This is a genomic window from Cellulomonas pasadenensis, from assembly GCF_047229365.1.
Taxonomy (GTDB): domain Bacteria; phylum Actinomycetota; class Actinomycetes; order Actinomycetales; family Cellulomonadaceae; genus Cellulomonas.
Genome location: NZ_JBFTEP010000042.1, coordinates 1 through 21,190, shown reverse-complemented (window position 1 = coordinate 21,190; position 21,190 = coordinate 1). Strand labels below are relative to the sequence as shown.

General features: G+C 75.7%; 19 protein-coding genes and 1 pseudogene. 5 read left to right on the top strand and 15 right to left on the bottom strand.

Annotation, left to right across the window (positions count from 1 at the left end; translation table 11 throughout):
* Positions 1-13 precede the first annotated feature (13 nt).
* Positions 14-520 carry a GNAT family N-acetyltransferase gene (locus AB6N23_RS08185; RefSeq protein WP_412865603.1) on the top strand — a complete coding sequence of 169 codons (507 nt, stop codon included), beginning with the start codon at positions 14-16 and terminating at the stop codon, positions 518-520.
* Positions 521-532: 12 nt separating this feature from the next.
* Here AB6N23_RS08185 and AB6N23_RS08180 read toward each other — a convergent pair whose 3' ends face one another.
* From AB6N23_RS08180 to AB6N23_RS08130, 11 genes are all read right to left on the bottom strand, one after another.
* Positions 533-2,146, bottom strand: a complete 1,614-nt coding sequence (locus AB6N23_RS08180) for a succinic semialdehyde dehydrogenase (protein ID WP_412865602.1) — start codon at positions 2,144-2,146, stop codon at positions 533-535.
* Positions 2,147-2,205: 59 nt separating this feature from the next.
* A complete protein-coding gene (locus AB6N23_RS08175) occupies positions 2,206-2,985 on the bottom strand; it encodes a DUF899 family protein (RefSeq protein WP_412865601.1) in 780 nt (259 codons plus the stop codon).
* A 101-nt stretch (positions 2,986-3,086) separates the two neighbouring features.
* Entirely contained in the window at positions 3,087-4,778 is a 1,692-nt protein-coding gene (gene ptsP, locus AB6N23_RS08170; protein ID WP_412865608.1) for a phosphoenolpyruvate--protein phosphotransferase, read from the bottom strand.
* A 32-nt stretch (positions 4,779-4,810) separates the two neighbouring features.
* A complete protein-coding gene (locus tag AB6N23_RS08165; RefSeq protein ID WP_412865600.1) occupies positions 4,811-5,119 on the bottom strand; it encodes an HPr family phosphocarrier protein in 309 nt (102 codons plus the stop codon).
* A gap of 41 nt (positions 5,120-5,160) precedes the next feature.
* Positions 5,161-6,678: a PTS fructose transporter subunit IIC gene (locus AB6N23_RS08160; RefSeq protein ID WP_412865599.1), complete on the bottom strand. Its 1,518-nt coding sequence runs from the start codon at positions 6,676-6,678 to the stop codon at positions 5,161-5,163.
* Positions 6,675-7,142 carry a PTS sugar transporter subunit IIA gene (locus AB6N23_RS08155; RefSeq protein ID WP_412865598.1) on the bottom strand — a complete coding sequence of 156 codons (468 nt, stop codon included), beginning with the start codon at positions 7,140-7,142 and terminating at the stop codon, positions 6,675-6,677. Before AB6N23_RS08155 ends, AB6N23_RS08160 begins: the two co-directional genes overlap by 4 nt.
* 1 nt (position 7,143) lies before the next feature.
* The gene (gene pfkB / locus AB6N23_RS08150; RefSeq protein WP_412865597.1) at positions 7,144-8,097 is read right to left on the bottom strand and encodes a 1-phosphofructokinase; all 954 of its coding nucleotides are present in this window, start codon (positions 8,095-8,097) and stop codon (positions 7,144-7,146) included.
* Positions 8,094-8,855, bottom strand: coding sequence for a DeoR/GlpR family DNA-binding transcription regulator (locus AB6N23_RS08145; RefSeq protein WP_412865596.1), 762 nt, complete (start codon positions 8,853-8,855; stop codon positions 8,094-8,096). Before AB6N23_RS08145 ends, pfkB begins: the two co-directional genes overlap by 4 nt.
* Before the next feature lie 207 nt (positions 8,856-9,062).
* Positions 9,063-9,497, bottom strand: coding sequence for a PTS mannitol transporter subunit IIA (locus tag AB6N23_RS08140; protein WP_412865595.1), 435 nt, complete (start codon positions 9,495-9,497; stop codon positions 9,063-9,065).
* Complete coding sequence (locus AB6N23_RS08135) at positions 9,494-11,119, bottom strand: PTS mannitol transporter subunit IIBC (RefSeq protein WP_412865594.1); 1,626 nt, start codon at positions 11,117-11,119, stop codon at positions 9,494-9,496. The genes AB6N23_RS08140 and AB6N23_RS08135 overlap by 4 nt, the downstream gene beginning before the upstream one ends.
* A 123-nt stretch (positions 11,120-11,242) precedes the next feature.
* A complete protein-coding gene (locus AB6N23_RS08130; RefSeq protein WP_412865593.1) occupies positions 11,243-12,283 on the bottom strand; it encodes a zinc-dependent dehydrogenase in 1,041 nt (346 codons plus the stop codon).
* 391 nt (positions 12,284-12,674) lie between these two features.
* Between AB6N23_RS08130 and AB6N23_RS08125 the strand changes: the two genes are divergently transcribed.
* The 4 genes from AB6N23_RS08125 to AB6N23_RS08110 are packed head-to-tail and all read left to right on the top strand — an operon-like array spanning position 12,675 to position 16,694.
* Positions 12,675-13,733 carry an iron-siderophore ABC transporter substrate-binding protein gene (locus AB6N23_RS08125; RefSeq protein ID WP_412865592.1) on the top strand — a complete coding sequence of 353 codons (1,059 nt, stop codon included), beginning with the start codon at positions 12,675-12,677 and terminating at the stop codon, positions 13,731-13,733.
* Between the two features lie 56 nt (positions 13,734-13,789).
* A complete protein-coding gene (locus tag AB6N23_RS08120; RefSeq protein WP_412865591.1) occupies positions 13,790-14,755 on the top strand; it encodes a FecCD family ABC transporter permease in 966 nt (321 codons plus the stop codon).
* A complete protein-coding gene (locus tag AB6N23_RS08115; protein ID WP_412865590.1) occupies positions 14,752-15,807 on the top strand; it encodes a FecCD family ABC transporter permease in 1,056 nt (351 codons plus the stop codon). The genes AB6N23_RS08120 and AB6N23_RS08115 overlap by 4 nt, the downstream gene beginning before the upstream one ends.
* On the top strand, positions 15,804-16,694 hold the full coding sequence (locus tag AB6N23_RS08110; protein ID WP_412865589.1) for an ABC transporter ATP-binding protein: 891 nt from the start codon (positions 15,804-15,806) through the stop codon (positions 16,692-16,694). The genes AB6N23_RS08115 and AB6N23_RS08110 overlap by 4 nt, the downstream gene beginning before the upstream one ends.
* 146 nt (positions 16,695-16,840) lie before the next feature.
* Here AB6N23_RS08110 and AB6N23_RS08105 read toward each other — a convergent pair whose 3' ends face one another.
* The 4 genes and pseudogenes from AB6N23_RS08105 to AB6N23_RS08090 form a co-directional block, all read right to left on the bottom strand.
* Positions 16,841-17,965, bottom strand: coding sequence for a GuaB3 family IMP dehydrogenase-related protein (locus AB6N23_RS08105; protein ID WP_412865588.1), 1,125 nt, complete (start codon positions 17,963-17,965; stop codon positions 16,841-16,843).
* A 103-nt stretch (positions 17,966-18,068) separates the two neighbouring features.
* On the bottom strand, positions 18,069-19,589 hold the full coding sequence (gene guaB / locus AB6N23_RS08100) for an IMP dehydrogenase (protein ID WP_412865587.1): 1,521 nt from the start codon (positions 19,587-19,589) through the stop codon (positions 18,069-18,071).
* Between the two features lie 132 nt (positions 19,590-19,721).
* Positions 19,722-20,411, bottom strand: coding sequence for a helix-turn-helix transcriptional regulator (locus AB6N23_RS08095; protein WP_378202514.1), 690 nt, complete (start codon positions 20,409-20,411; stop codon positions 19,722-19,724).
* Between the two features lie 180 nt (positions 20,412-20,591).
* Positions 20,592-21,190, bottom strand: a pseudogene (locus AB6N23_RS08090) (MerR family transcriptional regulator); the annotation flags it as partial.

The following is a 21,190-nucleotide window of genomic DNA, read 5'->3' as shown; positions in this document are numbered from 1 at the left end:
GAGGGAGCGCGGGATGGCGGCGCAGGACGGGGCGGACGTGGTCGTGCGCACGGCGGAGGCCGACGACGTGCCCGCGGTCTGCCGGTTCGGGGCGACGCACGTGGCCGCGCACTACGCGCCGATCCTCGGCCCGGAGGGCGCGCGGGCGCAGGTCCGGCAGTGGTGGGGCGACGCGTACGTCGGCCGTGCCGTGGCCGACGGCGTCGTCCTCGTCGCGGAGCGGGCCGGCGAGCTCGCCGGGGTCGCGCAGCACGGTCGCCTGGGCGACGACCACGTCGTCTGGAAGCTGTACGTGCATCCCGACCACCGCGGCACCGGGCTCGGCCCGCGTCTCCTGCGCGCCGTCGCCGACCGGCTCCCGCCCGACGCCGACCGGCTGTGGGTCGAGCACGTCGCGGCCAACGTCCGCGCCGGCGCGTTCTACGAGCGGGAGGGCTTCACGGTGCAGCGCGTCGAGACGCACCCGTCCGGCGACGACCGCCACGCGGTGGTGTGGCGGTCGCGGCCGCTGCGGGCGTAGCGCCGGGCGGGCTCACGGCAGCCGCAGCGCCCGCTGCACCTCGAGCGCGCGCGTGAGCACCCGCGGCCACACCTCGGTGCCGAGCTCGTGCACCTGCCCCATGCCGAGCCCGCGGCCGCCGTGCACGCCGCGCTGCACGACGACCGACTGCTCCCACGTCGTCGCCCACAGGCCCTCGCGGCCGTGCCGGCGGCCGTGGCCGGAGGCGCCGACGCCGCCGATGGGCGCGCCGACGCTCCCCCACAGCGTCTGGTGCGTCTCGTTGACGACGACGGCCCCGGCGCGCACCCGCGCCGCGACCGCGCGTCCCCGCCGCAGGTCGGCCGACCACACGGCGGCGACGAGCCCGTACGGCGAGTCGTTCATCGCGGCGACGGCCTCGTCGTCCGACGCCACGGGGTGCACGCTCACGACCGGGCCGAACGTCTCCTCGTCGTGGACGCGCGCCTCCCGCGGGACGCCTGCGAGCACCGTCGGCTCGTAGAAGTACGGCCCGAGGTCGGGGCGCTGCGCCCCGCCCGCGAGCACGAGCGCGCCGTGGCCCACGGCGTCCTCGACGTGCTCGACGACGCGCGCGAGCTGGTCGGCGGACGTCAGCGACCCCATGTCGGACCGGTAATCGAGGCCGGACCCGAGGCGCAGCGCCGCGGTGCGGCGCACGAACGCCGCGACGAACGCCTCGCGCACCGCCTCGTGCACGTACAGCCGCTCGACGCCCGCGCACACCTGCCCGGCGGACCCAAAGCACGCCCGCACCGCCGCCGCCGCGGCGGCCTCGACGTCGACGTCGTCCGCCACGTACATCGCGTTCTTGCCGCCGAGCTCCAGCGTGACGGGCACGCCCAGCTCGCCCGCACGGGCGGCGAGCACGCGCCCCGACGCGGTCGACCCGGTGAAGCCGGCGTGGTCGACGTGCTCGAGCAGCGCCATGCCGACGTCGGGCCCGCCGACGAGCACCTGCACGAGGTCCTCCGGCGCGCCGGCGTCGTCGAGGAGCTCCGCCGCCCACAGCAGGGTGAGCGCGGTCTGCGGGTCGGCGCGCAGCAGCACCGCGTTGCCGGCGACGAGCGCCGTCAGGGTGTCGCCGAGCCCGAGCGAGAGCGGGTAGTTCCACGGGGTGACGACGCCCACGACCCCGTGCGGGCGCCGGTGCACGCGCACGGACGTGAACCCCGGCACCAGGCCCCGCACCCGGCGCGGCGCAAGCAGCCGCGGCGCGCGCAGTGCGTGCCAGCGGGCCGCGTTGGCGACGTCGCCGACCTCCTCCCACGCGTGCGTGCGCGCCTTGCCCGTCTCGACCTGCAGCAGGTCGAGCACGTCGCTCTGCCGCTCGAGCAGCAGGTCGTGCACGCGCAGCAGCAGCGCGGTCCGCTCGCGCAGCGGCCGCGCGGCCCACAGGCGCTGCGCCGCGCGGGCCCGCCGGGCCGCGGCGGGTAGGTCGGTCGGCGCGGTGAGCGGCACGGCGGCGATCGGCGCGCCGGTGAACGGCGCCGTGGCGGCGTGCGTCGCGTGCCCGGGCCCGGCGACGACGCGCGCCAGCAGCGGCCGGACGTCGTCGGGCTCGAGGACGTAGGTGGCGAGCGGGTCGGTCTCCGGGTCGTGCAGGTCGGCATGCTCGTGCGCCATCGCGTCAGGCTACGCCGCGACCCGCGGCCACCCGGCGCGCCGCCGGCGCCGGTCCCCCGTCAGTGGTGGTGGCCGTTCCGGCCGAGGGTCTGCTCCGCGGTGACGCCGGGCCGCGTCCACTGCGGCACGGGGCGGCCCGTGGGGCCCCACGTGGCGTTGCCGTCGGCGTCGGTGCGCCAGTACCAGCACGCCTCCCGGCCCTCGGGCCAGCCGTCCGGGACGTCCTGCCACGCCTCGCCGCGGCCGTAGGGCGTCATGTCGAGCAGCGCGAAGGTCGGGCTCGCGGCCTCTCCCCCGCGGCCCGTCGTCGTGTACGTGAGGAAGACGCGGTCGCCGTCGCGCAGGAAGCAGGTGATCGAGCCCATGATCTCGCCGATGGGCCGCGGGAGGCCGCGCACGGAGTACCACGGCTGGGTGTAGCCCATGAACGCGACGAAGGGCGCGACCTCGTCCCACGGCCCCTCGGTGAGCACGGCGAACGCGACGCCGCGCGCCTGCAGGTAGGACGTGTCCCGCAGGTACCAGGCGGACAGGGTGCAGCCCTCGCACTGCCCCTGGTGCGGGGCGCCGTCGTGCCACATGTGCTGGTAGACGAGCAGCTCGTCCCGCCCGTCGAACAGGTCGACGAACGGGACGGGCCCGTTCGCGCCGACGACCTCCACCGTGCCGTCGACCTCGACCATGGGGAGCCGACGGCGGTCGGCCGCGAGCGCGTCGCCGGCGCGCGTGTGCGCCTTCTCGCGCACCAGCAGCTCGTCGCGCGCCGCCTGCCACGTGGCCATGTCGACGACGGGCGGGCGGCCGGGCAGCGCGGTGGTGCGGTCGGACGTGGTGGTCATGGTGCCCTCCGGGTGTCGGCGCGTCGCACGCCGGCGTGCGACCACCCGTACCGACCCGGCGCGCGGGCGCGACTCATCGGGGAGCCGTCGCACCGCCCGGCTCAGAGCGCCAGCGTGTCCCGCACCTCCGGCTCCGCGAGCGCGAGCACCGCCGCCCGCCCGTCGGCCGCCGAGCGCGCCGCCCGCGCCGCGGCCGCCATCGCGACGCACTGCTCCCGCGTGTGCCGGCGCAGCGCGAACCGCACGGCGGGCAGCGCGCCCGCGGCCATCGACAGGCTCGTGACGCCGAGCCCGACGAGGACGAGCGCCATGAGCGGGTCGGACGCGGACTCGCCGCAGACGCCCACCGGCTTGCCGGCCTCCACCCCCGCGGCCGCGGTCACGGCGACGAGGTCGAGCACGGCGGGCTGCCACGCGTCGAGCAGGTCCGCGAGCTCGCCGCGCAGGCGGTCGGTCGCCATCGTGTACTGCGCGAGGTCGTTCGTGCCGAGGGAGACGAAGTCGACCTCGGCGAGCACGTCGCGGGCCCGCAGCGCCACGGCGGGCACCTCCACCATGACGCCCACGGTGGCGACGCCGGCGGCGCGCGCGGCGGCGGCGAAGTCGCGGGCCTCGTCCGCGGTCGCGATCATCGGCGCCATGACCCACGGCGTCGTGCCGGTGGCCTCCTGCGCGCGACCGAGCGCCTCGAGCTGCGTGCGCAGCAGCTCGGGGGCCGTGCGCACGAGCCGGTAGCCCCGCACGCCGAGCGCCGGGTTCTCCTCGTCGTGCTGCGCGGCGAACGCGAGCGGCTTGTCGGCACCGGCGTCGAGCGTGCGCACGACGACCTTGCGCCCGCCCATGGCGCGCAGCGCTGCGGCGTAGGCCTCGGTCTGCTCCTCGACGGTCGGCGCCTGCGTGCGCTCGAGGAACAGCACCTCGGTGCGGAACAGCCCGACGCCCTCGGCCCCGGCACCCGACGCCGCGACGCGCTCGGCGTCGGCGGCCGTGCCGATGTTCGCGAGCAGCGCGACGGCGTGGCCGTCGGCGGTGGCGCCGGGCGCGGCGTCGGCGCCGAGCAGGTCCTCGGCGGCGTGCCGGCGCTCGTACGCGGCGCGCAGGTCGGCGTCCGGGTGCGGGGTCACGGTCCCGGCGGCCGCGTCGACCGCGACCTCGACGCCGTCCTCCACGTCCGTCACGCCCGCGACCCGCACGACGCACGGCAGCCCGAGCTGCCCGGCGATGATCGCGGTGTGCCCGGTGGGTCCGCCGAGCTCGGTGACGATCGCCAGCACCTTGTCGAGGTCGAGCGCGGCCGTGTCGGCCGGCGCGAGGTCGCGCGCGACGACGACGGACGGGCGCTCGAGGTGCGGCACCCCGGGGTCGGGCAGACCGAGCACGCGGGCGACCACGCGGTCGCGCACCGAGCGCAGGTCGGTGACCCGCTCGGCGAGGTACCCGCCGGCCTGCTCGAACATCGTCGCGAACATCTGCACGACGCCGTCGAGCGCCGCCACGGGCGGCTCGCCGGCGTCGACGCGCGCGAGCGTCTGCGCGTGCAGCGCCGAGTCGGCGGCCATCTGCGCGGTGGCGGCGAGGACGTGCGCCACCGTGCCGGTCGCGGCGGCGGCCTGGGCGCGCAGGCCGTCGGCCACCTCGGTGAACGCGCGCGCGACGGCCTCGTGGGCCTCGGCGGGCGTCGCGGGACGCCCGTCGACGACGAGCGCCGCGTCGCCCGGCACCACGGGAGCCGGGCGCACCTGCGCGACCGGTCCGACCACAGCGCGACGGCCGACGCCCACACCGTGCAGCACGCCCCCCGCGGGGGCGCCGACCGTCGCGGCGGTCACGACGACGCCCCGGCGGTGGTGGCGTCGGCGCCGGCCTCGGGCGCGTCGAGGTCGGTCGACAGCAGCGCGACCAGCTCGTCGAGCACGCGGTCGGCGTGCTCGCCGTCGGCGGCGAGGACGACCTCCTCGCCGTGCGGGACGCCCAGCGACATGACGAACAGGATGCTCGAGGCGTCGACGGGCGCCCCGCCCTGCTTCGCGATGGTGACGGGCACGCCGCTCGCGGCGACGGCCTGGGTGAACAGCATCGCGGGGCGGGCGTGCAGCCCGACGCGGGACGCGACGGCGACGGTGCGCTCGGCCATGAGTGCTCCTCGGGGTGGGGTCGGTGGGTGGTGGTCGGTGGTCAGGCGGCGGCGACGAGGTCGCGGTCGTCGGCGGCGCGGTCGGCCGCGACGAGGGGGTCGTGCTTCATCGTCTTCAGCACGACGACGAGCAGGCCGGAGACGAGGACGCCGGCGAGGACGGCCGCGACGAAGCCCAGCGGGTTGCCGATGAGCGGCAGCACCCACACGCCGCCGTGCGGGGCGACGAGCGAGGACCCGAACGCCATGACGAGGGCGCCCGTGACGCTCGACCCGACGAGCGAGGACACGATGACCCGCCACGGGTCGGCGGCGGCGAACGGGATCGCGCCCTCGGAGATGAAGGACGCCCCGAGCAGCCACGCCGCCTTGCCGTTCTCCTGCTCGGCGTGCGTGAACAGGCGCCTGCGCACGGTCGTGGCGAGCGCCAGCGCGAGCGGCGCCACCATGCCCGCGGCCATCACGGCGGCCATCACCTGGTACTGCACGGCGCCCGGCGCGAGGCCCTCGGTCGCCAGGCCGGTGACGGCGAACGTGTACGCCACCTTGTTCACCGGGCCGCCGAGGTCGAAGCCCATCATGGCGCCGAGCAGTGCGCCCATGAGCACGAGGTTCGCGCCCGAGAGGCCGTTGAGCCAGCTCGTCAGCCCCTCCATGGCGGCGGCGATCGGCCGGCCGAGGACGACCAGCATGACGACCCCGACGACGAGCGACGAGAGCAGCGGCACGACGACGACGGGCATGATGCCGCGCACGCCCCTCGGCACGTTCCAGCGGCTGATCCACAGCGCCAGGAAGCCGGCGAGGAAGCCGGTGACGAGGCCGCCGAGGAAGCCGGCACCCACGAGCACGGCGGTCGCGCCGCCGACGAACCCGGGCACGAGGCCGGGACGGTCGGCGATGCCGTAGGCGATGAAGCCGGAGAGCACCGGGACCAGGAACCCGAACGCGGCCTGCCCGGTCGCGAGCAGCACCACGGCCCAGTCCTGCAGCGACGCCGGGTCGAACGACGCGACGACCTCGGCGGCGTCGACCCCGGTCACCTCGATCGCGCCCTCGGCACCGCCCCAGGCGATCTGCGCGAGCATGAAGCTGACGGCGATGAGGATGCCGCCCGCGGCGACGAAGGGGATCAGGTAGGAGACGCCGGTCATGAGCCACTGGCGCACCTTCGTGCCGGCGCCGGCACCGCGGTCGGCGGCCGGTGCGGCGACGGGAGCGGCCGCGGGTGCCGGCGTGCCGGCGGCGGGCGCGGACTCCACCGCGGAGACGGCGGCGGCGATGACGCCGGGCGCGTCGTGCACGGCCTTCTTCACGCCGACGTCGACGAACGGCTTGCCGGCGAAGCGCTGCTTGTCCTTGACCTCGAGGTCGGCGGCGTAGATCACGCCGTCCGCGGAGGCGACGAGCGCGGGGTCGAGCGGCGTCGAGCCGGCCGCGCCCTGCGTCTCGACGTGCACCTCGTGGCCGGCGGCCTTGCCGGCCTGCTCGAGGGCCTCGGCGGCCATGTACGTGTGGGCGATCCCCGTGGGGCACGAGGTGACGGCGACGAGCTTCATGACGGGACGACCTCCCGGGTGACGATGTCGGCCACGGTCTGCGCGTCCGGCGCCTCGAGCAGCGAGGTGCGGAACGACTCGTGGACGAGCCGGCGGGCCAGCGCCGCGAGGATCTGCAGGTGGTCCGCGTCGCCGCTGGCGGGCGCCGCGATGAGGAAGACGAGCCGGGCGGGCCCGTCCGGGGCGCCCCAGTCGACGCCCTGCGCGAGCTTGCCGACGGCGAGGCTGGGTGCCGTGACGTGCTCCGAGCGCGCGTGCGGCAGCCCGACGCCGCCGGGCATGCCGGTGGCCATCTGCGCCTCGCGGGCGGCGACGTCGGCGGCGAACCCGTCCGCGTCGGTGACGCGGCCCGCGGCGGCCAGCAGGTCGACGAGCGCGCGGGTCACGCCGACGCGGTCGGCCGCGGCGAGGTCGACGGCGACGAGCTCCGGCGTGATGAGGGGGGTGGTGGCCGAGGTGGTCATGTCACAGCTCCTTGAGCGCGAGGCGCGGGTCGGGATCGGCGACGACGCGGACCGCGTCGAGGTCGAGGTCGTGCGGGGACGGCACCTCGGTGCCGGGCCGGAGGACCGCGGCGCGGCCCCACGCGACGGCCGTGCGCAGCCGGTCCGGGGCGGCGCCGTCGGCGGCGAGGAAGCCGGCGAGCGTGGAGTCGCCCGCGCCCACCGTGGACAGCGGGACGAGGGCGGGCCCGCCGGCCCACCACGCGTGCGGGGCGTCGCGGCAGACGAGCAGCGCGCCGTGGGCGCCCAGGCTGACGAGCACGCCGCGGGTCCCCTGGTCGACGACCTCGCGCGCGGCGGCCACGACGTCGCCGACGGTGACCAGCTCACGACCCGCCAGCTCGCCGAGCTCCTGCTCGTTGGGCTTGACCAGCGTGAGACCGCCCGCGCGCACCGCCCGGGCGAGCGGCGCGCCGGACGTGTCGAGCACGTACGGCACCTGGTAGCGGTTGGCGAGGGCGCCGAGCCGCACGAAGAACGCGTCCCCCGCGCCGGCGGGCAGCGAGCCCGCGGCCACGACGGCGGCGGGGCCGGCGACGAGCTGGTTCTCGACCGCGGCGAGCAGCGCGTCGACCTCGCCGTCGGCCAGGTGGGGGCCGGGGGCGTTGACCTTGGTGGTCGTGCCGTCGGCCTCGACGAGCGTGATGTTGGTGCGCGTGTCGCCGGCGACGGGCACGGGCACCGCGGCGACCCCGTGCTCGGCGAGCAGCTCGGTCAGGCGCGTGCCGTCGGGGCCGCCCGTCGGGACCACGGCGAGCGCGCCGACGCCGTGCCGGGCGAGCGCGCGGGCGACGTTGATGCCCTTGCCGCCGGGGTGCACGTGCGTCGTGTGCGCACGGTTGACCTCGCCGACGTCGAGCCGGTCGACGTCGAGCGCCCGGTCGACGCTCGGGTTCGGGGTGACGGTGACGATCACGCGCGCACCACCCGCGTGCCGGCCTGCTCGATCTCGTCGGCCAGCTCGGGCTCGACGGCGCTGTCGGTGATCAGCGTGTCGACGTCGTCGAGGCCGGCCACGCGCGCGAGGTCGACGCGGCCGACCTTGGTGTGGTCGGCGAGCACCACGGTGCGGCGGGCGGCGGCGACGAGCGCGCGCTTGACGGCGGCCTCCGCGAGGTCGGGCGTCGTGACGCCGTGCTCGGCGGTGATGCCGTTCGCGCCGAGGAAGACGACGTCGACGTGGATCTCGGCCAGGTCGCGCAGCGCCCACGACCCGACGGCGGCCAGCGTGCGGCCACGGACCGTGCCGCCGACGAGGTGGAGCGTCGTGCCGGGCCGCGTGGCGAGCACGGTGGCGACGGGCAGCGCGTGCGTCACGACGGTGAGCTCGCGGTCGGTCGGCAGGAGCTCGGCGAGGCGCACGGTCGTGGTGCCGGCGTCGAGGATGACGGAGCCGCCGTCGGGCAGCTCGTCGAGCGCGGCCTTGGCGATGCGCTCCTTCTCCCCCGCCAGCAGGCCCTCCCGGTCCGCCAGCCCGGGCTCGAAGCCGAGCCGCTCGACGGGGATCGCGCCGCCGTGCACGCGCCGCACGAGGCCGTGCCGCTCGAGGGCGGTGAGGTCGCGGCGGATGGTCTCGGGGGTGACGTCGAGCTCGGCCGCGAGCCGCGTGACGTCCACGCGGCCGTCGGCGCGGGCCCGCGTGAGGATCTGCTGGTGTCGCTCGGGTGCGTACACATCGACTCCGTCGTCCCGTGGCGCCCTCCCCGGGCGTCCCTGTCGTCCAGGGTGCGCCGGTTCGACGCGCGTGTCAAGCATGTTCGGACACAACCAGACATGGTCAGATGTCCGAGTGTGTGGTTACGGACAGGGCTCCGCGATCCGCTCCGGACAGCGCGCGGCCCGGCACCACCCGTGGGCGGAGCCGGGCCGCGCCTTGGCGGGTCAGGCGTTGACCTGCCCGAGCACGGCCATGAGCTCGTCGACGGTCTCGGCGCCGGCGACGCGCGCCGCCTGCTCCTCGTCGGCGAACACGAGGGCGATCCGCGACAGCACCTCCAGGTGCTCGCCGTCCGCGCCCGCGATGCCGATGACGACCCGGACCGGCGACCCCTTCCAGTCGACGGCGTGCGGGTAGCGCACCACCGACACGGCCGACCGGCGGATCTCGCCCGTCGACTCGAGGGTCCCGTGCGGGATCGCCAGGCCGTTCCCCATGTACGTCGTCATGGTCCGCTCGCGCGCGAGCATCCCGTCGACGTACGCGGGCGTCACCGCGCCCGCGTCCACGAGCAGCGCGCCCGCCTCGCGGATCGCGTCCTCGTACGTGGTCGCACGACCGTCGGCCCGGCAGGTCGCGGCGCTCAGGACGTCGCTCACGCGTCCACCGCCCCGGCTCCCGCGGTCGTGCCCGAGCGCGTCGCCGCGACCTCCTGGACGACCTGGTCGTACACCGGGCTGCTCATGAAGTTGTCCACCGACAGGTGCCGCGTCGTCGGCGCCTTCAGCCGCGCGCGCTCGGTGAGCTCGCGCTGGCTGATGACGAGGTCGGCGGAGTCGTCGAGGTTCGCGACCGCCTTGTTGACCACCTGGACGTCGCCGAACCCGGCCTTGCGCAGCTTGTCGCGCAGCACGGCCGCACCCATGGCGCTGGAGCCCATGCCGGCGTCGCACGCGAACACGACCAGCCGCACGGGCGCCGCCGTCGCGTCCCCGTCGGCGACCGCGCCGCCGGTACCGGCCGCCCCGGCGGCACCGGTCGCGAGCGCCCCGAGCGCCGCGCTGCTGCGCCCCTTGTTGGCCTCGGTCGCCGCGACGGCGGCGGCCAGGTCGCCGCTCTCCCCCGCCGCGAGGTCGCGCTTGCGCGTGGCCCGCAGGATCACCGCCGCGACCAGGAACGACACCGCGGCCGACAGCAGCACCGACAGCGTCACGCCGAGGTAGCTGTCCCGCGCCGTCTGCGCGTACACCGCGAAGATGCTGCCCGGTGCCGCCGGTCCCACGAGGCCGCTGCCGAACACCACGTTCGTCGCGATGCCGGTGGCACCGCCGGCGATCGCGGCGACGATGAGCGCCGGCTTCATCAGCACGAACGGGAAGTAGACCTCGTGGATGCCGCCGAAGAACTGCACGACGATCGCACCGGGCGCCGTGGAGCGCGCCGCGCCGACGCCCAGGAGCGTGTACGCGAGCAGGATGCCGAGACCCGGGCCGGGGTTGGCCTCCACGAGGAAGAGCAGCGACTTGCCGTCGTCGACCACCTGCTGCGCGCCGAGCGGGACGAGCACGCCGTTGCCGATCGCGTTGTTGAGGAACAGGACCTTGGCCGGCTCGACGATCACGCTCATGAGCGGCAGCAGGCTGTTCTCGGCGAGCCAGGCGACCAGGTCGCCGAGCCACGCGCTGATCTGCGAGACCACCGGCGCGATGCCGAAGAACGCCGCGACCGACATCGCCGCCCCGACGATCGCCGCCGAGAACATGTTGACGAGCATCTCGAAGCCGGGCCGGATCCTGCCGTCCCACAGCGCGTCGACCCGCTTCATCACGTACGCGGCCAGCGGCCCCACGATCATCGCGCCGAGGAACATCGGCACCGTGCTCCCGACGATGATGCCGAGCGTCGCGATCGTCGCGACGACGCCGCCACGCTCGCCGTGCACGATGCGGCCGCCGGCGTTCGCGATGAGCAGCGGCAGCAGGTAGGTCACCATCGGGCCGACGAGGCCCAGGTACTGCTGGAACGTCGTGCCGTCCTCCGCCTCGACGAGGCGGGTGGCGGCCCCCTGCCACGCGCCCGCCTGGCCGGCGTCGCCGAAGCCGCCGAGGACGCCGTTGGGCAGCCACCCGACGTCGATGAAGAGGGCGGTGATGAGGCCCCACGCGAGGAACGCGGGCAGGTTCGGCATGATCATGCCGGTGAGGAAGGCGCCGAACCGCTGGAGGCGGACCTGGGCGGTCCGTCCTCGGCCGAGGGTCGGTGCGGCTGCGGTGGTCGTCATGGCCGGTCACACTCCGCTGGTCGATCGTCGTTGATCTGGGGGGCGCGCCGCCCGGCGGTGTCCTGCGGGACGGTCCGGGCGGCGCGGGTCGTGCAGGCGGTGCGCTGGTGCTGCGGTGCCGGGTCAGGGCTCGATGGTGACCTTGATGCCCGCGCCGGAGCGGACGACGTCGATGCCCTCGACGACGCGCTCGAGCGGGAGCCGGTGGGTGATGAGGTCGTGCACGGGCACGCTGCCGTCGGCGATGAGGCCGAGCGCCTGCTTGTTGTGGTCGGGGCTCGACCCGTTGGCGCCGACGATCGTCAGCTCCTTGTAGTGCACGACGTTGGAGTCGAGCGTGATCGTGGGGCGGTCCTTGGGGAGGCCGCCGAAGAAGCTGATCCGGCCGCGCGGCGCGACCATGCGCAGCGCCTGCTCCTGCGCGGCGCCGGACGCGGCGGCGGTGATGACGACGTCGGCGCCCCGGCCTCCGGTCAGCTCCAGCACGGCGTCGACCGCGTCCACCTCCGACGCGCAGACCGCGGCGTCCGGCTTGACGAGCTCGGCGGCGAGGTCGAGGCGCTCGCGGCTGAGCTCGACGAGGTAGACGGCCGACGCGCCCCGCGCCCGCGCGAGGCGCACGTGCAGGCAGCCGATGGGGCCGGACCCGACGACGACCACGACGTCGCCGTCGTGCACGTCGGCGAGCTCCTGCGCGTTGATGGCGCACGCGAACGGCTCCGCGACCGAGGCCTCGGCGAACCCCACGCCCTCGGGGACGCGGTTGAGGCCGTCGACGGCCAGCACCGCGGCGGGCACGACCATGTGCGCGGCGAACCCGCCGTCGAAGTCGTAGCCCATCGAGACCTGGTTCGGGCAGATGGTCATCACGCCGGCGCGGCACCAGTCGCAGCGCCCGCACGGGATCGCGGCGATGACCTGGACGCGGTCGCCCGCCGCCCAGCCGTCGACGCCGTCGCCGACCTCGTCCACCTCACCGGCGATCTCGTGACCCATCACGCGCGGCGGCACGATGCGCTGGTGGCCGGAGGTCGAGATCTTGACGTCCGTGCCGCACATGGAGCACGCCCGCACACGGATCCGCACCTCGCCCGGGCCGGCGTGCGGCTCGTCGGCCTCCTCCAGGCGCACGTCGCCGGGGGCGTAGAACCGGAAGACCTTCATCGTTCTCCTCGAGCGGCTCGCGGGCGACCCCGTCGCGGCGGTCGCGCCACGGCGCACGACCGGCGGACGTCGTCGTCCTGCGGGGCACCGTGACGGACGTCACGGTGCGTCGTCGCTCAGCATGTCCCTGTGCGTGTCCGACCGTCAAGCGACTCCCACAGATCCGGGGGTGAACGGACCGCCGCTTCGCCGTGAGTGACCGACAGCGAGCCCCATCGCCACCTATGAGCCAGGCCGTCGGTCGACATCCGGGCACGATCGGGCATCCGCGCGATGGCCGATGGACGGGTGTACGCCACCGCCGAGGCGGTGCCGTAAGGTAAGCCTCACCTACGGCGGTCCGGACCGCCGCCAGACGGCCTCCCCGCCGACTCCCCCTGCGAAGGACACCATGCGCACTGCGCCCACCCGCCGCGCCCTGCGACCCCTCGTCGCCGGCGCCGCCGTGACCCTCCTGCTCGCCGCCTGCGCCACGGGCACGCCCGAGGGCGGCTCGGACGCCACGTCGTCCACCGCCGCCGGCGACGGCGCCTTCCCCGTCACGCTCGAGAACACCTTCGGCGAGACCACGATCGAGACGCAGCCCGAGGCCGTGGCCACCGTCGCGTGGGGCAACCACGACGTCCCGCTGGCGCTCGGCGTCGTGCCGGTCGGCATGGCCGCGCAGACGTTCGGCGACGACGACGGCGACGGCATCCACCCGTGGACGTACGAGGCCCTCGAGGAGCTCGGCGGCACGGGCGACGCCCTGCCCGAGCTCTTCGACGAGACCGACGGCATCGACTACGAGGCCGTGGCGAACACCGCGCCCGACGTCGTGCTCGCCGCCTACTCCGGCCTGTCGGAGGACGACTGGACCACGCTGTCGGAGATCGCGCCGACCGTGTCCTTCCCCGAGATCGCGTGGGGGACCAACTGGCGGGACATGGCGCTGACCAACGGCCGCGCGCTCGGGCTCGAGGACGAGGCCCAGGAGAAGATCGACGAGGTCGAGCAGCAGATCGAGGACGCGCTGGGCGAGCGCCCCGACGTCGCGGGCAAGTCCGTCGCGTACGCCTACCTCGACCCGACCGACCTGTCGTCGGTGGGCATCTACACCAAGGTCGACGCCCGCGTCCAGCTGCTCTCCGACCTCGGCATGACCCTGCCGGCGAGCGTCGAGGCGTTCGAGGACGACGGCCTGTTCTACGTCGACCTCGCCGCCGAGCAGATCGACCAGGTCGCCGACGCGGACATCTTCGTCACCTACGGCGACGAGAACCTGCTCGCGACCCTGCAGGCCGACCCGCTGCTGGGCAAGCTGCCGGCGATCGCGAACGGCGCCGTCGTCGTCCTTCCCGACAACACGCCGCTGGCCTCCGCCACCTCCGGCCCGACGGTCCTGTCGATCCCGTGGGCGCTCGACGACTACCTGGACCTGCTCCAGGCCGCCGCGCAGAACGTGAAGTGACAGGACACCTCCTCCGGTGACCACCACCCCCACGACGACGCGTCGTCGGGCTCGTCGTGTGCCTCGTCGCGCTCGTCGTCGTGTGCGTCCTGTCGGTCTCGTTCGGCTCGCGCGTCGTCGGCTGGTCCGACGTCGTCGCGGGCCTGCTGCACCCCGCCCCGGACGACATCGCGCAGGCCGCCGTCGCGTCCCGCGTACCCCGCACCGTCCTCGGCCTCCTGGTCGGCGCCGCCCTCGGGCTCGCCGGGGCGGTCATGCAGGGCCTCACGCGCAACCCGCTCGCCGACCCGGGCATCCTCGGTGTCAGCTTCGGCGCCTCGCTGTTCGTCGTCGCCGGCATCGCGTGGTTCGGTCTGTCGACGCTCACCGGCTACGTGTGGGTCGCCTTCGCGGGCGCCGGCGCCACCATGGCGCTCGTGTACGCGGTCGGCTCGGCCGGACGGGGCGGGGCGACGCCGCTCAAGCTCGCCCTCGCGGGCGCGGCCGTGACGGCCGCTGCGTCGTCGCTGATCAGCATGGTCCTGCTCACCCGCACCGACGTGCTCAACACGTTCCGGTTCTGGCAGGTGGGGTCGCTCGGCCGCGCCGACGTGCCGACCATCCTCACGATCCTGCCGTTCCTCGTCGTCGGCGGGGTGCTCGCCGTCGCGGTCGCCCGCGGCCTCGACGCGCTCGCGCTCGGCGACGACCTGGCGACCGGCCTCGGGCAGCACACCGGCACGGTCCGCGCGCTCGGCGCGCTCGCCGCCGTGCTGCTGTCCGGCGCGGCCGTCGCGGTCGCCGGGCCCATCGCCTTCGTCGGGCTCGTCATGCCGCACCTCGCGCGCGGCTTCACCGGGCCCTCGCACCGCTGGGTCCTGCCCTACGCCGCCGCGTTCGGGGGCATCCTGCTCGTGGGCGCCGACGTGCTCGGCCGGGTCGTGGCCCGGCCCCAGGAGCTGGAGGTCGGCATCATGACCGCGCTGCTGGGCGCGCCCGTGCTCATCGCGATCGTCCGCCGCACGAAGGTCCGCGAGCTGTGAGCGCCACCGCCGTGCGCGGCGCCGCACCCGCCGGATCCGTCGTCGCGCCGGGGCGCCGCCGCCGTGCCCGGCACTGGTGGACCGTCGTCGCCGTCCTCGCCGTCGCGACGCTCGCCGTGGCGGTCGTCTCGCTCGTCGTCGGCGAGCGCGTCCACCCGCTCGGCGACGTGCTCCGCGTGCTGACCGGCCAGGACGTGCCGGGCGCGTCCTTCACCGTCGGCCGGCTGCGGCTCCCGCGCGTGCTCACCGGCGCGCTCGCCGGGGTCGCGTTCGGCATCGGCGGCGTGATCTTCCAGACCATGCTCCGCAACCCGCTGGCGAGCCCCGACATCATCGGCATCACCGCGGGCTCGAGCGCCGCGGCCGTCCTGTCCATCACGTCGGTCGGCCTGGCCGGCGCCGCGGTGCCCGTCGTGTCCGTCGTCGCGGGCGTCGGCGTCGCCGCCGCGATCTACGCGCTCGCGTGGCGGCGGGGCGTGCACGGCGCACGGTTCGTGCTCGTCGGCATCGGCGTGGGCGCCATGCTGCAGTCCGTCGTGTCCTACGCGCTCACGCGCGCGAACGTGTACGACGTCGCCGACGCGCTGCGCTGGCTCAGCGGCAGCCTCAACAGCGCCTTCTGGGACGGCGTGCCGCAGCTGGCCGTCCCGGTGCTCGTGCTCGCCCCCGTCGCCGTCGTCCTCGCGCGCCGCCTGGCGGCGCTCCAGCTCGGCGACGAGCTCGCCGCCGGCCTCGGCGTCCGGCCCGACCGCGCACGTCTCGGGCTCATCGTCGTGGCCGTCGGCCTCATCTCCGCCGCCACGGCGTCCACGGGGCCGATCGCGTTCGTCGCCTTCCTGTCCGGCCCGCTCGCGCACCGCCTGGTGCGCGGCACCGGCTCCCTGCTCGTGCCCGCCGCGCTGGTGGGCGCGCTGCTCGTCCTGGTCGCGGACCTGGCCGGGCAGCACCTCGTCGGCACCCGCTTCCCCGTCGGCGTCGTCACCGGCGTCGTCGGGGCGCCCTACCTGCTCTGGCTGCTGGCCAGGTCCAACCGCTCCGGAGGCACCCTGTGAGCACCCGCCCCAGCCCGCAGCCGGGCACGCACACGCTCGCCGTCGAGCAGGCGACCATCGGCTACGACGACCGCGTCGTCGTGCACGACCTGTCGCTCGCGGTGCCGCCCGGCAAGGTCACCATCGTCGTCGGTGCGAACGCGTGCGGGAAGTCGACGCTGCTGCGCGCGATGGCACGCCTGCTGCGCACCCGGTCCGGGCGCGTCCTGCTGGACGGCATCCCGATCACCGACGTGCCGTCGCGTGAGGTCGCCACCGTGCTCGGCCTCCTGCCCCAGACGCCCGTCGCGCCCGAGGGCATCGCCGTCGCCGACCTCGTCGGCCGCGGCCGCTACCCGCACCAGGGCTGGCTGCGGCGCTGGACGGCCGAGGACGACGCGATCGTCGAGGAGGCTCTGCGCGCCACCGACACGCTCGAGCTCGCGGACCGGCCCGTCGACGAGCTGTCGGGCGGCCAGCGGCAGCGCGTGTGGATCGCCATGGCCCTCGCGCAGCGCACCGACGTGCTGCTGCTCGACGAGCCGACGACGTTCCTCGACGTCGCCCACCAGGTCGAGGTGCTCGACCTGCTCACCGACCTCAACCGGCAGCGCGGGACGACCGTCGTCATGGTGCTGCACGACCTCAACCTCGCGGCGCGCTACGCCGACCACCTCGTCGCCGTGCGCGCCGGGCGGCTCTACGCGCAGGGCGACCCCGCCGACGTCGTCACGGAGGAGATGGTCCGCGACGTCTTCGGCATGGAGTCGCGCGTCGTCCCCGACCCGGTCGCGGGCTCGCCGCTCGTGCTGCCGCTGGGTCGCCACCACGGCGGCGCGGCGCGGGACGCCGACGACGCACGCACCGTGGTGCGCGCCGAGGAGCCGCTGACGCACCCCGTGCCCTGAGTCCGCCACCGGCGGCCCCGGACGCGCCGAGGGCGGCCACCCCTGCGGGTGGCCGCCCTCGGTCGTGCGGCGCCGGTGCGGTGCGTCGGTGCTGCTTCGGTGCGGTGCGCCGGTGCTGGTTCGGTGCGGTGCGCCGGTGCGGCGCGTCAGTGCGGCTGGTACGGCGAGACGACGACCTCGATGCGCTGCAGCTCCTTGAGGTCGCTGTAGCCGGTCGTCGCCATCGCGCGGCGCAGGGCACCGATGAGGTTGAGCGTGCCGTCCGCCGTGTGCCCCGGACCGAAGAGGATCTGCTCGAGCGAGCCCGCGGTGCCGACGTGCACGCGCTCGCCGCGCGGCAGCTCCGGGTGGTGCGCCTCCGGACCCCAGTGGTAGCCGCGGCCGGGGGCCTCCTCGGCGCGGGCCAGGGCGGCCCCCAGCATCACGGCGTCCGCGCCGCACGCCATCGCCTTGACCAGGTCGCCCGAGCGCCCGACGCCGCCGTCGGCGATGACGTGCACGTACCGGCCGCCCGACTCGTCGAGGTAGTCGCGGCGTGCGGCGGCGACGTCCGCGACCGCCGTCGCCATGGGGGCGTGGATGCCCAGCGACAGCCGGGTGGTGTGCGCCGCTCCCCCGCCGAAGCCGACGAGCACGCCGGCCGCGCCCGTGCGCATGAGGTGCAGCGCAGCCGTGTACGTCGACGCGCCGCCGACGATGACGGGCACGTCGAGCTCGTAGATGAAGCGCTTGAGGTTGAGCGGCTCCGCACGCCCCGACACGTGCTCCGCCGACACCGTGGTGCCGCGGATGACGAACAGGTCGACACCCGCGTCGACGACCGTGCGCCAGTGCTCCTGCGTCCGCTGCGGGCTCAGGGCGCCCGCGACCGTCACGCCGGCGTCGCGCACCTCCTGGATGCGCGCGCGGATCAGCTCCGGCTTGATCGGCTCGCCGTAGATCTCCTGCATCCGGAGGGTCGCCCGCGCGGCGTCCAGCGCCGCGATCTCCTCGAGCAGCGGCGTCGGGTCCTCGTACCGCGTCCACAGCCCCTCGAGGTCGAGGACGCCCACGCCGCCGGCCTTGCCGAGGGCCACGGCGGTCGCGGGGCTCACGACGGAGTCCATCGGCGCCGCCAGGACGGGCAGGTCGAAGTGGTACGCGTCGATCTGCCAGCCGACGGAGACCTCCTCCGGGTCACGCGTGCGGCGCGAGGGCACCACCGCGATGTCGTCGAAGGAGTAGGCCCGCCGGCCGCGCTTGCCGCGCCCGATCTCGATGTCGCTGCTCACCCCCCGAGCCTACCGGCGCACGCGCACCGGCCCGCGCCGCCGCCCGCGCGGGCGGGTGCCCGGCGGACCGGCGGCGCGGGCCGGCGGGTGGTGCCGCGACGCGTCAGCGGCCCGTGTAGTTCGGGGCCTCGACGGTCATCTGGATGTCGTGCGGGTGGGACTCCTTGAGCCCCGCCGGCGTGATGCGGATGAACTTCCCGCGCTCCTGCAGCTGCGGCACCGTGTGCGCGCCGACGTAGAACATCGACTGGTGCAGCCCGCCGACGAGCTGGTGCGCGACCGCGGACAGGGGGCCGCGGTACGGCACCTGCCCCTCGATGCCCTCGGGCACGATCTTCTCGTCCGTCGTCACGTCGGCCTGGAAGTAGCGGTCCTTCGAGTAGGAGACGCGCCCTCGGGACGCCATCGCACCGAGCGAGCCCATGCCGCGGTAGTGCTTGTACTGCTTGCCGTTGACGAAGACCAGGTCGCCGGGCGACTCGTCGCAGCCCGCGAGCAGGGAGCCGAGCATGACGGTGTCCGCACCGGCGACGAGCGCCTTCGCGATGTCGCCCGAGTACTGCAGGCCGCCGTCGCCGATGACCGGCACGCCCGCGGGGCGGCACACCTGCGCCGCGTCGTGGATCGCCGTCACCTGCGGGACGCCCACGCCGGCGACGACGCGCGTGGTGCAGATCGAGCCGGGGCCGACGCCCACCTTGACCGCGTCCGCACCCGCGTCGACGAGCGCCTGGGCGCCCTCGCGCGTCGCGACGTTGCCGCCGACGACCTGCACGTGCGCCGTGCCGGGGTCCGACTTCAGGCGGCGCACCATGTCGAGCATGAGCCGGGCGTGGCCGTTCGCGGTGTCCACGACCAGCACGTCGACGCCCGCCTCGACGAGGGCGGTCGCCCGCTCCCACGCGTCGCCGAAGAACCCGATCGCGGCGCCGACGACGAGGCGGCCGTCGGCGTCCTTGGTGGCGTGCGGGTACTGCTCGGACTTCACGAAGTCCTTGACGGTGATGAGGCCCGCGAGCTTGCCGGCCGGGTCGACGAGCGGGAGCTTCTCGACCTTGTGCTTGGCGAGCAGCGCCGCGGCGTCGTCGCGGGCGATGCCCACGGGGGCGGTCACCAGCGGCATCGACGTCATGACGTCGCGGACGCGCCGCGTCTCGAACTCGCCGGCGGGCACGAACCGCAGGTCGCGGTTGGTGATGATGCCGAGCAGCCGCTCCTGGTCGTCGACCACGGGCAGGCCCGACACGCGGTAGGTGCCGCACAGCCGGTCCAGCTCGGCGAGCGTCGCGTCGGGCGAGACCGTCACCGGGTCGGTGATCATGCCGGACTCGCTGCGCTTCACGCGGTCGACGTGGTGGGCCTGGTCCGCGATGGAGAGGTTGCGGTGCACGATGCCGACACCGCCCTGCCGCGCCATGGCGATCGCCATGCGCGCCTCGGTCACGGTGTCCATCGCCGCGGAGACCAGCGGCACGCGGACCGAGATCTCGCGCGTGAGCCGCGAGGTCGTGTCGACCTCGCTGGGGATCACGTCCGTCTCTCCGGGGAGGAGGAGGACGTCGTCGTAGGTGAGCCCGATGCGGGCGAACGGGTCGGCCGGGGCGCCGGGTGCCAGCTCCGTCATCGGGCCAGGATACGGCCCCGCGGGGGTCGTCCGGACCCCCGACGCCGAACCCGTGACGCACGCGGACCGGCACGGACGAGGTCCGTGCCGGTCCGTGGGACGGGCGGCCGCGCGCGGCGGCGTCCGGGCAGGTCAGTCGATGATGCCGCGGCGCAGGCCGATGGCGACCGCCTGGGCGCGGTCGGACGCGCCGAGCTTGCGGAACAGGCGCCGCGCGTGCGTCTTCACGGTGTCCTCGGACAGGAACAGCTCCTGGCCGATCTGCGCGTTGGAGCGCCCGTGGCTCATGCCGACGAGCACCTCGATCTCCCGCTTGGTGAGCACGGGCGCACCCTCGACCGCGCGCGGGCCGACGGGGGCCTCGACCCGGGCGGCGTGCGCCTCCTGCAGCGGGGGCACCGCGTGCGGCCCGGCGCCCGCACCGGCGCCGACGGGCGCCGGGGCACCGGTCGGGGCGGGGCTGGCCTGGACGTGCGCGGCGACGGCCGCGAGCTCGGCCCGGCCGACGTCGGGCGCGAGGAAGCCGCGGGCACCGAGGGCGAGCGCACGGTCGAGCGCCTCCCCGTCCTCCGGGCCGGCGAGCAGCACCACCGCCGCGGCGGGCGCGACGGCGCGCAGGCGACGGATCGCCTCGGCCGGCCCCGCACCCGGCAGGTGCGCGTCGAGCAGGACCACCGTGGGGGCGATCCGCCGGGCGAGCGCGACGAGCTCGTCGGCCGTGGCCGCCGCCCGCACCGGCGCGAGGGACGGCACCCCGATCGACGTCACGACGAGCCGTTCCCTGACGGTCGCCGAGCCGTGGCACACCACGACTCCTGCCATGTGGATCCTCCTCGCGCGGGCCGGTCACCCTCACGGCGTATCGGCGTCAACGGTGCGTCACGTTAGCCCTGGACGGACCCGGTGGAACGGTCACCGCACCGTTTCCTCCCGCTTGGCGCTCCGCGCGCGAAATGCGATCACGCGTTCGGGTGCGTCGACGTTACTGGACGGTCACCCTGGTCACAGCGATGACGACTCGCCGACCGCGGCGAGCGCCTCGTGCAGCAGCCCCACGAACGTGCGCGCCCGGTGGACCGAGCGGTCGAGCGGCACCCGGTCCGCGGCGGCGTCGCCCACCATCACGTACTGCGGCAGGTCGGGACGCTCCTGCGCGAGCCGCGCCACGACGGACAGGTCGGGCGCCGTGCGCTCGGACACCGTGACGACCGCACGGGCACGCGTCATCACCGCCAGCTCCCCCGCGTGCCGGGTCGAGACCGGCCCGCCGACGAGCCGGGCGTCGACGCCGCCGCCGACGAGGGCCGCCGCGAGCGCGTGCACGACGAGCGGCCGCGCCTCCCCCGGCGCGGGCAGCACGAGCACGACGGGCGCGCCGGCCGGCGGCTCCTGCGCCGTGTGGGCGCGCAGCGCGCCGAGCGCGGCGGCAGCGAGGGTCGCGTACGCGTCGACACCGGGGCGCTCGACCACCGTCCGCTGGGCCAGGGCGCGCAGGGCCGGCTCGACGAGCCCGGTCCACCAGCCGGCGACGCCGTCGGGCGCCGCGACCGTGAGCAGGCCGGCGCCAGTCTCTAATACACATCTCCGAGCCCACGAGACTC

What these genes read in the sequence shown, in the direction of transcription:
- AB6N23_RS08185 (WP_412865603.1), top strand. Translation starts at nt 14, where the DNA reads ATGGCGGCGCAGGACGGGGCGGACGTGGTCGTGCGCACGGCGGAGGCC.
- AB6N23_RS08180 (WP_412865602.1), bottom strand. Translation starts at nt 2,146, where the DNA reads ATGGCGCACGAGCATGCCGACCTGCACGACCCGGAGACCGACCCGCTC.
- AB6N23_RS08175 (WP_412865601.1), bottom strand. Translation starts at nt 2,985, where the DNA reads ATGACCACCACGTCCGACCGCACCACCGCGCTGCCCGGCCGCCCGCCC.
- AB6N23_RS08165 (WP_412865600.1), bottom strand. Translation starts at nt 5,119, where the DNA reads ATGGCCGAGCGCACCGTCGCCGTCGCGTCCCGCGTCGGGCTGCACGCC.
- AB6N23_RS08160 (WP_412865599.1), bottom strand. Translation starts at nt 6,678, where the DNA reads ATGAAGCTCGTCGCCGTCACCTCGTGCCCCACGGGGATCGCCCACACG.
- AB6N23_RS08155 (WP_412865598.1), bottom strand. Translation starts at nt 7,142, where the DNA reads ATGACCACCTCGGCCACCACCCCCCTCATCACGCCGGAGCTCGTCGCC.
- AB6N23_RS08135 (WP_412865594.1), bottom strand. Translation starts at nt 11,119, where the DNA reads ATGACGACCACCGCAGCCGCACCGACCCTCGGCCGAGGACGGACCGCC.
- AB6N23_RS08130 (WP_412865593.1), bottom strand. Translation starts at nt 12,283, where the DNA reads ATGAAGGTCTTCCGGTTCTACGCCCCCGGCGACGTGCGCCTGGAGGAG.
- AB6N23_RS08125 (WP_412865592.1), top strand. Translation starts at nt 12,675, where the DNA reads ATGCGCACTGCGCCCACCCGCCGCGCCCTGCGACCCCTCGTCGCCGGC.
- guaB (WP_412865587.1), bottom strand. Translation starts at nt 19,589, where the DNA reads ATGACGGAGCTGGCACCCGGCGCCCCGGCCGACCCGTTCGCCCGCATC.
- AB6N23_RS08095 (WP_378202514.1), bottom strand. Translation starts at nt 20,411, where the DNA reads ATGGCAGGAGTCGTGGTGTGCCACGGCTCGGCGACCGTCAGGGAACGG.